15 protein-coding genes and 1 riboswitch are annotated in these 13796 nt (G+C 45.0%); of the genes, 7 read left to right on the top strand and 8 right to left on the bottom strand.

Features of this window, described 5'->3' with window-relative positions; genetic code table 11:
* Position 1: 1 nt before the first annotated feature.
* Both ACYVI9_RS15845 and ACYVI9_RS15840 read right to left on the bottom strand, forming a co-directional pair.
* A complete protein-coding gene (locus tag ACYVI9_RS15845) occupies positions 2-1657 on the bottom strand; it encodes an exo-alpha-sialidase (RefSeq protein WP_460766383.1) in 1656 nt (551 codons plus the stop codon).
* Positions 1658-1789: 132 nt separating this feature from the next.
* Entirely contained in the window at positions 1790-2506 is a 717-nt protein-coding gene (locus ACYVI9_RS15840) for a FadR/GntR family transcriptional regulator (RefSeq protein WP_460766380.1), read from the bottom strand.
* 163 nt (positions 2507-2669) lie between these two features.
* On the opposite strand from ACYVI9_RS15840, the gene ACYVI9_RS15835 reads away from it, so the two are divergent.
* Positions 2670-3494: an MBL fold metallo-hydrolase gene (locus ACYVI9_RS15835; RefSeq protein ID WP_460766378.1), complete on the top strand. Its 825-nt coding sequence runs from the start codon at positions 2670-2672 to the stop codon at positions 3492-3494.
* A 219-nt stretch (positions 3495-3713) separates the two neighbouring features.
* Positions 3714-5111 carry a hypothetical protein gene (locus ACYVI9_RS15830; RefSeq protein ID WP_460766375.1) on the top strand — a complete coding sequence of 466 codons (1398 nt, stop codon included), beginning with the start codon at positions 3714-3716 and terminating at the stop codon, positions 5109-5111.
* 93 nt (positions 5112-5204) lie between these two features.
* Here the strand turns inward: ACYVI9_RS15830 and ACYVI9_RS15825 are convergent, their stop codons facing one another.
* Positions 5205-5396 (bottom strand): hypothetical protein, encoded by a 192-nt coding sequence (locus ACYVI9_RS15825; protein WP_460766372.1) that lies wholly within the window; start codon positions 5394-5396, stop codon positions 5205-5207.
* 448 nt (positions 5397-5844) lie between these two features.
* Between ACYVI9_RS15825 and ACYVI9_RS15820 the strand changes: the two genes are divergently transcribed.
* The 4 genes from ACYVI9_RS15820 to ACYVI9_RS15805 all read left to right on the top strand — a co-directional run bounded on the left by ACYVI9_RS15820 (position 5845) and on the right by ACYVI9_RS15805 (position 7755).
* On the top strand, positions 5845-6231 hold the full coding sequence (locus ACYVI9_RS15820; RefSeq protein WP_460766369.1) for a VOC family protein: 387 nt from the start codon (positions 5845-5847) through the stop codon (positions 6229-6231).
* Positions 6232-6244: 13 nt separating this feature from the next.
* Positions 6245-6613: an iron chaperone gene (locus ACYVI9_RS15815; RefSeq protein ID WP_460766366.1), complete on the top strand. Its 369-nt coding sequence runs from the start codon at positions 6245-6247 to the stop codon at positions 6611-6613.
* A gap of 277 nt (positions 6614-6890) precedes the next feature.
* Positions 6891-7073, top strand: a complete 183-nt coding sequence (locus ACYVI9_RS15810) for a DUF6496 domain-containing protein (RefSeq protein ID WP_460766363.1) — start codon at positions 6891-6893, stop codon at positions 7071-7073.
* Positions 7074-7185: 112 nt separating this feature from the next.
* Entirely contained in the window at positions 7186-7755 is a 570-nt protein-coding gene (locus ACYVI9_RS15805; protein WP_460766360.1) for a YciE/YciF ferroxidase family protein, read from the top strand.
* Positions 7756-7901: 146 nt separating this feature from the next.
* On the opposite strand, the gene ACYVI9_RS15800 is transcribed toward ACYVI9_RS15805, so the two are convergent.
* The 4 genes from ACYVI9_RS15800 to ACYVI9_RS15785 all read right to left on the bottom strand — a co-directional run bounded on the left by ACYVI9_RS15800 (position 7902) and on the right by ACYVI9_RS15785 (position 11535).
* A complete protein-coding gene (locus ACYVI9_RS15800) occupies positions 7902-8762 on the bottom strand; it encodes a glucose 1-dehydrogenase (protein WP_460766358.1) in 861 nt (286 codons plus the stop codon).
* Between the two features lie 263 nt (positions 8763-9025).
* Positions 9026-9129: riboswitch (TPP riboswitch) on the bottom strand.
* A gap of 531 nt (positions 9130-9660) precedes the next feature.
* On the bottom strand, positions 9661-9870 hold the full coding sequence (locus tag ACYVI9_RS15795) for a hypothetical protein (protein WP_460766355.1): 210 nt from the start codon (positions 9868-9870) through the stop codon (positions 9661-9663).
* A 244-nt stretch (positions 9871-10114) separates the two neighbouring features.
* A complete protein-coding gene (locus tag ACYVI9_RS15790) occupies positions 10115-10798 on the bottom strand; it encodes a hypothetical protein (RefSeq protein ID WP_460766352.1) in 684 nt (227 codons plus the stop codon).
* Between the two features lie 452 nt (positions 10799-11250).
* Positions 11251-11535 (bottom strand): DUF4143 domain-containing protein, encoded by a 285-nt coding sequence (locus ACYVI9_RS15785; RefSeq protein ID WP_460766349.1) that lies wholly within the window; start codon positions 11533-11535, stop codon positions 11251-11253.
* A 621-nt stretch (positions 11536-12156) separates the two neighbouring features.
* On the opposite strand from ACYVI9_RS15785, the gene ACYVI9_RS15780 reads away from it, so the two are divergent.
* Entirely contained in the window at positions 12157-13365 is a 1209-nt protein-coding gene (locus tag ACYVI9_RS15780) for an ATP-binding protein (protein ID WP_460766346.1), read from the top strand.
* A gap of 37 nt (positions 13366-13402) precedes the next feature.
* On the opposite strand, the gene ACYVI9_RS15775 is transcribed toward ACYVI9_RS15780, so the two are convergent.
* Entirely contained in the window at positions 13403-13621 is a 219-nt protein-coding gene (locus ACYVI9_RS15775; RefSeq protein ID WP_460766434.1) for a sigma factor-like helix-turn-helix DNA-binding protein, read from the bottom strand.
* Positions 13622-13796: the final 175 nt, after the last annotated feature.

Genomic DNA, 13796 nt, shown 5'->3' with positions numbered 1-13796 from the left:
TTTAGTTTAATATTTCTCTTATACTGATTTTCTCAAAAATTAGTTGCGCCTGACTGCCTTCGTAAACGATACCAATCGTTTCATTATCTATAGAAGTGATACAGGAATAGCCTCTGCCTCCGAGTTCATCCAGTTCAATGAATTTTTCTGCAGGCCAGCTTTCACCATCATCCAGGCTGACTTTTAAAGTAATGTGATTACGTTTGGTGGTGGAGTTCGGATTCACGAACAGTAACAAATCCTTTTTTTGTCCTTTTGCAGCAGTATACACATGACGATGCAGACTGGCCATGCATACCGGTTCCGGCAGATCTCTGCGGGATCCCGGGTGTTCCATCCAGCTGGCGCCCATATTGTAGGTTACTGAAATGGCCCTTCCATTACCCGGGCCGGACCGGCCTTTATTCGCACTGGTTCTCATATTTAACATCAGGCTGCCGTCGCCTCTTTGAATTACGGTAGCTTCGGTGGTATTAATGCTGGTTGCCGGCCGGCTGGTATGCCAGGTCCTGCCACCGTCCCTGCTATAGGTAATATTAGAAAAGGCTTTACCGTCCTTTCCCCTGCCCTGTGTTGGAAATACCAGGCTGCCATCTGCCAGCGTAATGCCCCGCCCGGGTGCAGGAGCCCAGAGCCACCAATCCTGCTTTTTACACATTCGGGTCAGATTTACAGGCGCTGACCAGGTGGCGCCATGATCAGCGCTTTTTGTCATCAGAAACTGGGCGGTTTCCCTGGGATCATATCCTGGTTGCGAACCTTTGGCCTTCCACTGGTGGTTCCAGTTGGTACTGCTATCACTAAGATTTTTCACCCAACGACCGTTTTTGTCCAGTACGCCATGCATCCATAAGCCGGCAATAAAAATGTTGCCCGAATTTTGGTCTACCAGTATACAGGCATCTGAAACACCGTTAAATTTCTCAGGTAGCCCTCCCCATCGGCCCTGATCCAGGACAATTTGTAGGGGCAACCAGGTGTTCCCTTTATCCTGACTTCTGACCAAACCGATATCGATATCGCCCTGCAGGTCTCTTGCAGACTGGTAACGGGCATCAAAAATGGCCAGCAAATCGCCGTTTTTAGCAGTTGCCAGTCCCGGTATTCTGGAAGTATGAACATTGTCCTGATTTGCCTTTCGTAATGCAACCGCAATTCTGTAGGAAGCGAACGCTGTTTCCGGAAGTAGGAACTTCCTGTTATCTATCTTTAGGTTGTTTACAAGTAGATGAAGTTGCCGGCCGACCGGGGCACCGGGTTTTACTGACAACCCGATCCACAGAAAGTTGGTACCAGGGTTCAACCTGATATTGCCGCTTATCTGCCCTATACGGTTTGTTTCACTGATAAAATGCCATGTACCGAATAAAGCCGCCTTTGCAACCTTCTCGTCGGACAGATAATTGCTGTCAGCGTTGAGAAAAATCATTAGATCCTGAATATCCTCCAAATTGGTGGCCTGGCCGAAAGCCAAACCGACCTCTTTCAGAAAGTGCTTTTGACCATCTGAGTATTCAGGCAAGGTAATCCTGATCAGACTTGTAAAAGGTTTGCCTTTTACGACAGGGATGCTGTAGATCCGCTGATCAAGTATGGACTGGCCCTGGCTGGTTAACAGTACAAAAACAGAAAGTATTACTGTCAGAAAAAATCGCATCGTTGGTAATTCTAATATCTTTTGTGAAAAATCCGGCAATTGTCGTATAGTCCATATGTACTACAAATCAAAAATAGCCAAAAATTTCAAATTTCAAGCAATTAAAAAAAATATAGTCCTTTATCGGAACTGTCAGGGCTTTAGAGGTGACAAAGACCTGCCGGTTAATTTTTTAATCCGGTCAAAATGAGGTTGCAGGTGACTGACCATTCCTTTTTTAAACTCTTCAATCGTGCCTTTTTTCAGGATCTCTACCAGGCCTTTATGATTTACTGCTCCGGAGATAATTTTACCCCCCTCCAGTTTGATCACATATTCAAAAACCGGCAGGAGTAGCAACTGGAATTGCTGCAGGGTCGTATTGCCTGTTATATCGTATAATTTCCCGTGAAAAGCGATTTCATTCTTTATTCTGAAAGCACCTGCGCTTTTTGTTTTCGACTCTTTTTCTACAATCTGCTCCAGTTCTTTGATGTCCTCACGGGTAATGCGGGCAAACAACAGTTCGGCAATGCCCATTTCCAATACAAGCCTCAGCTCAAACAAATCCTGCAAGGTATTATCATCCAGGATAGCCGGATGAAGCAGTTTTTCGATGGTGCCTACAAAATCGGGATTTGAAACGACCATTCCTACCTTTTTCTTGCTCTCAATGATGCCCATCATTTTGAACTTGCTCAGGGCTTCCCGAACCACGTTGCGGCTCACCCCCAGTTTACTGGCCAGTTCATTTTCTGTAGGCAGGGCATCCCCTACCTTGAAATCGTTTTCCCTTAAATACTTTTGAAGACTGAACTCTACATGTTCCGCCATCGATTTTTTATGTATCGGAGTGAGATTTATCGCCATTAATATCAATTGTACTACAATAATACTAATAAAATTTAAAGCCAACCTAATTTTCTTTGGTTGTCGGTACCCCGCGTGCAGTATCAATGCAATGGCATGATCTTCCTGCTGAGCCCTGGCGCTGCTACCGGACAAATTCGGGTAAATACAGTAATTTGCGGACATGTCAAGTCTGTACCTGGCCTCATTGAATTCCGGCAGCAACGGTAATTGCTATTATATTGGCAATGACGAGGAGGCTGTGCTGATCGATGCCGGCATCTCCTGCCGCGAGACCGAGAAAAGAATGCAAAGGCTGGGACTGAACATGACACGGGTAAAAGCTATTTTTGTCTCCCATGAGCACAGCGACCATATCCGGGGTCTTGAAGTTTTATCACGCAAACACCAATTGCCGGTTTATATTTCACCGATAACGCTCCGACACTCCCGCCTTCAATTGGATCCGGCTTTAACGCAAGCTCTTTCAGCCGATACTACCGTTTCTGTCGGCCGCCTTCAGGTGCATTGTTTTCAAAAACACCATGACGCAGCCGATCCGCATAGTTTTACCGTGGAGAATTCGCAGGCTTGTATCGGTATTTTTACAGATATCGGCACCGTTTGCGACCGGCTTAGTGCGCAATTCAGTCGCTGTCACGCCGCCTTTCTGGAGTCCAACTACGACGAGATCATGCTGGAAAAAGGCCGGTACCCCTACCACCTGAAAAATAGGATTCGGGGAGGCCGGGGACATTTATCCAATAAACAGGCCCTGGATCTGTTCCTGCAATACCGCCCGCAGCATATGAGCCATCTACTGCTTTCCCATCTTTCGGCTGATAATAACCATCCCGATCTGGTATATGAACTGTTTCGGCCTCATGCCATCGACACCCATATTGAAGTGGCTTCCCGGTACCACGAGTCTCCGGTTTTCGAAGTTTCAGGATCGAAAGTGATGCGCGGATTCCAACCCGCCAGATTTGAACAATTAAAATTGTTCTAGTTGGGCGGTAAGGATTGAACTAGCCGCTAAGCACCCTGCGGGCCGCGATCTGTTGTCTCGTTGCCAGGGTTACTGCTCAAATGGACGGTCCTGCCAACACCGGGAAAAATACGGTATTCAGATTAATTAGAATCCTGTATATTTACGATTAAATACGCTCGTTCTCAACCAATTAAGAGCCACAACTAAATATTTTGCATTCATCTAAACCAAAACAACATGAAAAGACTGCTTTGGATCGGGCTGTGCCTGATGGCTGTTCAGGCCCAGGCCCAGGATTCTATTGTAATTAACTTCAAAACAAAATCGGTAACAGTTCCCAGGATTAATAAAAAAACCAGGAATATCTGGTTAAAAGTTACGGACCTGCCAACCGATCAATACAAGATCACGATCAATAAAACGGATTCTTTTTTTCGTGCGGGCAATAGCCCTTCCCTCTTTAGTGTGCTGAGTTTCGGCGAGGGGTTTAACAGCATTTTGGCTGGGCTTACCGCCTATTCTGTGAACAGTCTCACGCCATCGATCCCATCCTCATTACTAACAGGCGGTGACAGGGATTTAATAGATAAATTTCTGCCAAACCGACCGGCAGATCAGTGTAAAGGAGCAAATGCAGATCTGGTAAAAAACCTCATCCTGGCCATGCGGTCTGAGGTATTCCATTTCCATTATCGTTTCCGGGATCAGGTAATTACCCCTGCAGATCAATTGATCTACCGGGTGGAAACCGGTACCGAAAAGGATAGTAAGTCGTTTCAGTCCGCAGCCGAGAAGATCCTGGAAAAAAGACTGCAAATGGATCAAGAGTTGGAACAAATATATGTCAACTACTATGACAGCCTGCTCCAACCTGCCATGTATTCAACGGCAAAAAGCTGCCCTGCATTTCAGGTGGGTGACAGCATGCTGACGGTATATAAAAAACAGTTTAATTTATTTCTGAACCGATTCGATACCAGTTTTAACCGGACTTTGATCGCAAAACTTTATAATAAGCTAAAAGCAAAACCTACCCAGGAATTTGTTTCGCTGCCTTATAAGTTACATGGCGATCTCACCAGTTTTGAGGTGGGGATCAATCCGGTCAACCCCGAAAAGAACTTCCAGGCCTATAATACGACCATCGAACTGGAGAAACGGCCTGACCAGCTATTAAGCTTTACCAGTGGTGTTTTTATCAGCGGGCTGACCCATGATGCTTTTGCCATTAAAGCGAATCTCGCCGCCAGCACCACGACCCCCGGTAAAATGGACACCCTCAATTATTCCATTATATCGGAAAACAGCAACCGGGTGAGTGCGGGGATCAATGCCTTATTGCATTATGGAGGGTATTTCAGAACGCAGAATGAACTGGGCTATTTTATTGCTTTTGGCCCGGGTCTGACACTTGAAAAAAATCCACAGCTCAGAATCTCATTGGGCACCGGGCTCATGCTCGGAAGGAACAATAAACTGGCCCTCTCTTTCGGTGTAATGGCCGGATCGGTAGCCAGACTTTCAAAGGCCTATCAGCTGGATGAACCGTACTATTCCGCGCCAACCGCCATAACCCGGGATCGGTTTGCAACCAGTTGGTTTTTATCCCTGGGTTATGCGCTTTTTGACCAATAAAAAAATTGCCAACGGAATAAAGGCCTCGGATACATCAGGACTTCATTCAGCGAAAGAAAACAGAAATTTCAGGAACAGAAAGTGTAGCGAACTTTAACGCGTTGTGGAATCCGCAATTCCAAAAGAAACGGTGTCTTCCCCACCCAGTTCGCCATTACTGACACTATCCGGTGATGTTTCATAACCTGTGTCCTGCGGAATAACTTCCTCTTGTTTGGTGTTATTCGTATCGGCGTTTCCGCAACTGCCCAGAAAAATTGTCAAAAGAATAAGTAATAATTTCATTTTTTAAATTTTAATAATTAACAGGGAGCCCATCTGTTCACCGACAAATTCCGTACCATCGGGTTTCAGGTACCTGTTACCGAACCGCATATATTCCTGGTATTATTGCACCAAGGGACCCGTGATGATTGCTCAATATATTAGCGAAAGAAGAAAATTGTGACACCGGACTTCCCGGCCGTGCCAAAAGTGAAATAAATATAAAGGTGATTTGTTAAGTACGGTGCCCCAGGCAAATTGCCTAAATAGCAGACAGTATCCCTTATGATTACTCTTGGCGCTTGCAGGGTGTCCTGCTCCGATACCCGTTTACCTTGTACAACCGGGAACAGGTATTTTTTGCGGATACAGGACCGAAGCTGCCCGGCGGATGGCCCACTCGAGTAATACTTGCCTTAAGACAAGCCGACCAGCAATAAATATGCGTTTTTTTGTAAAAAAATAAGTTATGAACCCGAAACGAATATGGGCCAATTTCACCGTAGAGGATCTTGAAAGAACTACAAATTTCTATAAAGCATTGGGCTTTACATCCAACGGCAGGTCTGATGAATTGACAAGCTTCCTCTTTGGCGACAATGGCTTTGTCATCCATTTTTTTTTAAAATCAGTCATGGAAAAGAACCTCAAACTGCCTTTAGCAGATGCGGCTCAGGCCAGTGAAATTGTTTTCACCATTTCTGCGGAAACCAAAGAGCAGGTCGACGAATGGTCTACCCAGGTGGAAAAAGCCGGCGGCACTCTGATTACTCCCCCCGAAGTCTTCGGAAAGGACTATTACGGCTTTCTGTTCGCTGATCCGGATGGTCATAAATTTAATGTTTTCTTTATGTAACCGCAGCAGCGCCATGCCTAAGACCAATTTTAAAAACATTGATGCGTATCATGAGACATTTTCCGGAGAAATTTTGGAGCGACTGAATACCATTCGCCGTTTGATACACGAAACGGTTCCGGAGCTGTCAGAAGTGATCAGTTATCAGATTCCGGCTTTTAAAACAACCGGCGGGTCGTTTTTCATCTATTATTGCGCTTTCCAACGACATCTCACGCTGTCCAGTCCTTGGAGCCAGGCTTTTGTAAAAGCATTTGAGAAGGAATTGGCGGTCCTAAAGGTCTCCAGGGCGGCCATACAGTTCCGCCACGATAAGCCATTGCCCGTGGACCTCATCAAACGTATACTGCTTTTCAGAAAGTCAGAAATCCCGGAAAACTGAACTACACCCGGGCCGGCAGCAAACTCAATCCCGACAACTCGGTTTCCGGCCAGATCTAAGCCCAAGAAAAAGCGAATTTCGACTTACCCGGCAAAATATCCATTCCTGTCCGTTTTGTAGAATAATTAGCTCCGTTGTGGTTGCCCCCGTTCCGGGCGGTCAGATTTCCCGATCCTGGCAGTTATATCTGAAACTATTAACATTCCTTCAATAATTTTTTCCCGCTGCACCGGCTTTATGGCAGGTATTTTGACGCATTTGTTATAAACACATGCTCATGGCGAAGTATTCAAAAAAAGCAAGTGACAAAGTCGAAAAGGCAGTACATGAAATGAAAGAAGGAACTTTAAAAACCGGCTCGGGGAAAAAAGTGACCAGTCGTAAACAGGCGATAGCCATTGGTCTGTCTGAAGCCCGGGAGCAAGGGGCTAAGGTACCCAAGAAGTCGTCTGCTGGTTAAAAGAAAAAAGCCTCCTGACAGATAACAACGATTCAGGTACTTCTTAGGGCACGACCAGGTAAATTTCCACACCGGAGCCAATTTATTGATCACCCAAAAAATATTAATTACTATGGAACCGACAAATTATGACGAATCCATGAACAGGCAGCCGCAGTCCACCAATCCAAGAATAACCGATGAAATGAAAAGCAGCGATTTTCACCGTTTATTTGTAGAAGAATTAAAGGATATATACTGGGCGGAACTGGCGCTCACCAAGGCACTTCCCAGATTGCAACAGGCCAGTACCAGTGCGGAATTGGCATCTGCTTTCGAAAGACATACCCGGGAAACCGAGATGCATGCACAAACCCTGGAAAGTATTTTCGAATTAATAGATGAAACGGCTTCCGGGAAAAAATGCGAAGCGATGGCCGGTTTGCTTGATGAAGCGGACACCATCATCGCCGATACGGAGCGGGACAGTTTCACCAGAGATGCTGCATTGATCCTGGCTGCTCAGAAGGCAGAACATTACGAAATAGCAACCTATGGTACGCTCAGGGTATTTGCCAATCATATGAATCATACCGAAGTGGCAAGATTACTGGAACAAATACTGGAGAACGAGAAACGTACCGATGCGGCGTTGACAGGTATTGCGGAATCATTTATAAATGAAGAAGCAGTTACAGAATAGGGTCGCAATAAACATGGCAATAGTTAGGGATCTATAAGAAAAGCCGTCGGAAATGAATTCCGATGGCTTTTCTAGTTACCTGTATATATCGCCTTTTTTGACCCGCCGACAGGGAATCGAAAATTATCAAATTCGGGAAAAACTGCCTAGCCGTTAATAATTTCTCCTCCATTGGGGTGCAAGACCTGGCCTGTCATATAGCTGGCATCCTCAGAAGCAAGGAATAGGTAACAGGGTGCAATTTCGTTGGGCTGACCTGCCCGTCCAATAGGTGTATCGCTTCCGAAAGTCTGAACCTCCTCTCCTTTGAATGAGGATACGATCAGCGGTGTCCACACCGGTCCGGGCGCAACGGCATTTACCCGTATCCCTTTAGCCGCGAGGTTTTGGGCAAGACTACGGGTAAACCCGACAATGGCAGCTTTGGTGGCCGCATAATCTATCAAATGGTCGCTGCCCCTGTAAGCGGTAACTGAAGTAGTATTTACGATACTTCCCCCCTTTTTCATATGAACCAGCGCAAACCGGGTTAACCAGAAACAGGAGAAAAAATTGGTTTGGAAAGTTTTAAGAAACTGATCGGTACTGATCGACTCCAGTTCTTCCTGTACCCATTGAACACCTGCATTGTTGATCAGGACATCCAAACTGCCAAATGCCTGCATTGTCTCGTCAATGACACGCTGGCATTCCTGCTCCTTACTGATGTCCGCCTCAATTAATACACACTGGCCTGCCTCCTCTTCGATCTGACGCTTGGTGCGGGCGGCATCTTGTTTTTCGTTCAGGTAGCATATCACCAGGCGGGCTCCTTCCCTGGCAAACAGCAGGGCAACTGCTTTACCGATCCCACTATCAGCTCCGGTAATCAAGACCGTTTTATCTGCGAGTTTACCCTTTGGATAAGTTCTGGGTGTACTTTGTGGTTTTGGAACCATCAGATCTTCAGTACCAGGCCGCTGCTGTGACTGTGATGGCCGCAGTTTCTCTTTGCTTGCGTCTTTCATAATCATTTGTTTTATGGAGTCCTGCAAATGTAAATGCCGGGCTAATGCCCTTCTGATAGGTAGCGCAATCGTCAAGCCAACCTGCGGAAGGTAAAGGGCTTTAACATTGTTTTAATGCGCATGTAAGTAGGGAAGCAATAACCGGCTGATTTTAGTTTCATTTCCTGTAAATTTTAATCGAAAAAAGATTTCAAAGGGCGTCCATGTCTACCTCTCAAGGCAAGGGACTCTCGTATATAGAAAGAGCTTCCGGCAATACCGGAAGCCCAAAATTTTCTTTTTCCTGCGCTGGCATTATCCAGATCAGGTGCTACGGGTATTTCTCAGTGCGGACCTTTCGGTCTAATTGCCACCCCGAAAGAAAATTTGAATATCTTAGTGAAAGAATGATGCCAAACCGCTCCCCAGCTTAGAAAACTTTGATAATAATATGATAAAAAAAAATAAAGAGAAAGTCAAATATGCCATTATTTGTTCCCCATACCTGCAGCCCTTACTGTTTTTCTTAAAGATATTGCGTCCCTGTCCCGGGCGTTCGTCCAGCGCTTTTACCCTGCAAAGATTTATGAAAATAGCGAAAGCCGGACATTTCGCTGATTACACAGCCGCTGCTTTGGCAGATGCTATTAGGCTATTTTCGAAGCAATTGTAACTTACTGTACTTCAGCAGAAAAAACGGTGTATATACAATTTGGTTGAAAGTAGTTCTTAACCATCTGGCTTTGGGTAAAAAACAACCCTGGCTAAAAAAAATAGACCCTTGTAGAAACAAGGGTCGAAACCAAAACTAACTGCTTATGAGAAAATTGAGTACTTTATTCAATATCTATTCATCAACGCCTTTATTAAAACAATAACTGTACCAGAAGTATCGAATCGGACTTTTACCTATACAAAACTACCTTCTGGCAGAATCTGCCATGCCATAGGAAACGGTGTCATTTCCTCCAATCGTAACTGTGGTGTCTGTTGGTGAAGCCGGAGCCTGGTAGCCTGAATCTGTGGTATCCATAGCATTCATACCCGGATCTTCCATATTGTTACTATTGTCCGCATTACCACAACTGAACAGACATAAAATCCCACATAGTATTAAAAGGGTTTTCATAATGTATTTTTTTAGTTTAGAAAAGACTTCATTAATATATTGCAATTGGCACAAATTCCGTACCAGTCCCGCTTTTCGGGACAGCTCCTACAAAGCTGGTTACCAAGAGTATTACCGCTGGGGTACGCCAGGAGCGCTACCGATTTTCCCGTCGTAAATTTTATATAAGGTAGTCAGGATTCTTTATACACCCTTCAGAAACCCCTGCACTTCAGTATGAAGCGTTTCTTTTTTGATAGAATGTTCATTTTTTGTCTGTAAGATAGATTTCCAGCTTTCCGTCCATGGCCTTCATATTAATCATATAGCCAGCTTGTTCCGTTATCTTTACAGGAGTGGTCTCGGATTCGAAACTGGTACTGTTTAATTGTGCTGCAGGCTTATGGGTTTTACTCATTTCGGTTGACTTGGCCATATAGTACTGATCTCCTTCCACTTTTACCACTTGAAACCAGCCAAAGCCAAGTTCTGATGCAATACGCTGCCCTGATTCCTTAAAACCCTCAAAACGGCCAAAGTAAATATCGCCGGCCTTGGGAGCCTGCTCCATAGCCACATATGCTGCTGATTTGGGAATAGGTGGCTTCGTACTCTCATATATGATCAGCCCGAGTGTGGCAACCATAAGGGTTATAAAGATCCAACCGACAATCGTCATCCTGAATATATAGGGGGGCTTTGATGTTTCTTCGATTTTTTGTCGGGCAAAATGCTTCATTTCAGGGGTCCAATGTCGATTGGCCAATTTCTTTCGGTCGACGGTATCATAAAACTGCGCAAAAGCTTTTTTAGAATAGACATTGAAAAGGGCGGTTCGACTATGGGTGCGGTAAATACCCAAGACCATCGGATGAGCCGGATCAAGGGGATTCCGTAAGTCCTGGACATTATGTACCGCTTGTTCAACCTGACTGATGGAAAAAAACATAAGAGACCTTTAAATTTTTTTTAGAAAAACAGGAGCAGCTGCCAGCAGGTATTAACTCCTCGTTGATGATTTTTGATGATTTGCTATTATACTACTTTTCAGGGTTCAGCATAAGTTTCCGAAACAACCCCTTCCGCTCACACATGTTTTTTTAATTATCGCAATATACCGCAGGAGACCTGCACCCGGGTAACTCAGATTGACCCCGTTTTAAAATCCCGGTTAAGTTCATTTGTTAAAATCCGGATCATTCATACCTGTTAGCGGATTATTATAGGTCACTACAAATGTAGGATAATTGAAGGTAAAGTTGAACCCTTGAACAGGGCTTCGACAAATCCTGAAACAATATTGGGCAATAATGGTTTTCCGGGATTGAACAGGCTGATGCATCAAAAAGAGTTTGAATGCCGATAGGTCATCGTATGTTGAGACAGGCAGGACCGGTTTGTTTACCGGTAGATGCGATAGATCAGCTCCGCATCATTGAGCCAAAGTAACGCGTCTTCATATTCTCGTGCTCTGGCGCCGGGTTTTGCCGTCTGGTAAAGGAGTCTTTTATTTTCCCTTGCCAGTTGAGAGGGAATGGAAGTCCAGATATGGTTGATTTTGGGAACATCTTTAGCATCTCCATACTTCGAGAAATCAAGCGCATATGCGTTTAAGATATTTTGTAAAACCTGTTCAGTTCTTTGAATATTCTGTTCTTCCAGCATACTTACAACAGCTTCGGGCATCCCTCCCGAGATTAAGTATTTTTTGAGCTTATCAGATAAAGGATTGAAAAATATGTCCGGTGCGTGGCGCATTCATTTTTTACACTCAGGGAAATTGAAAGACCAATCAGTGGCATCAAGGAAAGTAAAAATGAAGGCCCTGGAAAGCAAAAATAAGTCACCGGCGGGTTGCAAAAAGTTAAATGACGTAACTCATAGCCGGTAGTTAAAGCTTCTTTTTATTCATCCAGGTGGTCATACAACTATGTCTTTTCTGATTTAGTATTACCAATGCTTTTTGCACGGTGGCTTTCACGGTATTATAGGGGCAATATCTAGTTTCATCGCGATCACTTCGCGGCTCCGGCCTGGTTTGCTGGTCAATAATTAAACAACTTTTACCGTTTGAAGAACATGCAGGTGATATGGCCATCTGTCGCTTGATATATGACTTTCGCTTCCCGTAAACGCTGGTCTTTACAGCTGCGTTGTTGCCGGAAGTGCCCTATTGCACGATTTTAAAAAATATACCGGGAACCCGCTGAGAATAGCTGCAGGCATCAATATTTATTGTTACCAAAATACAAAACTATCCATTAGTAAAATAAACTTTTGTACTTTTGTATCGTAAAATACAATTGTATGATTGCAAAACAACTGATAGAAGGGGCCATTGCGGCGCAGAAGAATAACCTGAAGCGGAAAGAAAAAGGACTTAAACGGTCGGCGTTGGGTGATATACCTGACCTTTCGGCGTATGCGCTGATCGTTTCAGGAGTACGCCGTTGCGGTAAAAGTACGTTGCTGTTTCAACTCCTGGAAAAGCGGTACAAGGATGCGCTATACCTGAACTTTGAAGATACCCGGTTGTACGGTTTTGAGCTAAAGGATTTTATGAAGCTGGACGAGATTATCCTGGATAATGGCACCGGGGTACTTTTGTTTGATGAAATACAAATTATACCCGGATGGGAGCGCTATATACGCCAAAAACTGGATGAGGATTATAAAATAGTGATCACCGGTTCCAATGCCAGCCTGTTAAGCAGGGAGCTGGGTACCAAGCTTACCGGCAGACAGATCAGCAAAGAACTTTTCCCGTTTTCTTATGCCGAGTTCAGCAGCATTAACAAGTTAAAGGCTTCCCCGCAATCCGTGACGGACTACCTGTACACGGGCGGTTTCCCGGAATATGTAAAACAGCATGCTGATGATATCCTCCATCATATCTTCGAAGACATTCTGCTGCGCGACATCGCTGTACGTCATGGCATCCGTGACGTGAAAAGCCTGCAACGCCTGGCCCTGTATCTCTTGTCCAACACCGGTAAGCTGGTAACGGCCAACCGTCTAAAGAGCCTGATGGACATTGGCTCTACCAGCACCGTTACCGAATACCTTGCGTATATGGAAGACAGCTACCTGCTGTACTTAGTGCCACGTTTCGATTATTCGCCCCGCAAGCAACTGGTAAATCCGCGGAAAGTATATGCCATTGATACCGGACTGGCAAAGGCCAACTCTACTTCCTTCAGCGGCGATGAAGGGCGCCTGTTCGAAAACATGGTATTTCTCCACCTGCGCAGGCGGTACAAACAGCTTTACTATTTTTCTGGCAAGGGGGAATGTGATTTTCTGGCAGTAGAAAAAGGAGCCGTGGTGAAGGCGGTACAGGTTTGCTATGACCTGCATACCGATAACCTGGACAGGGAACTGAACGGTCTGAAGGAAGCTCTTCAATTTTTTAAGCTTAAGGAAGGTGTGTTGGTAACGCTTTCCCGCGAGGATCATTTTGAGCTGGGTCAAATAAAAATAAAAGTGGTACCTGCGCATGTGTTTCTGCTGGAATAGTACAGGTATTGCCGACCGCTATTACCCCCTTCTTGGGTCATCCTATGCTTCCTCTAATATCGCTCGACGCCTTTTGAATGGTGGCTTTCACGGTATTGGGAGCAATGTTAAGTTTTATCGCGATGGCCTCCCGGCTCCGGCCCAGTTCGCGGGCTAAGAGGTAAACCACCTTTTGCCGTTCGGCAAGCTGGTTACTGGGAGCGGGTTTGCGCCGAAACCGTAGCGTAAATTTTTGAGTTTTGAAATACTCTACGATTTACTCGCTTTAAAATAGAGTTATTTTGTGCAAATTTGGTAGGACTGGAAAATCGGGTAGGAAGGTAGCGATTATTTCGCTACCTGACCTCCCACACCACCGTACGTACGGTTCCGTATACGGCGGTTCCTTAGCTAACCTGATGGCGTGATTGCAACTCCTTGAAGTAATCCAA

The organism is Niabella terrae, from assembly GCF_054783135.1.
The sequence above is the reverse complement of the archived record's forward strand: the minus strand, read 5'-3'. Positions and strand labels throughout refer to the sequence as shown.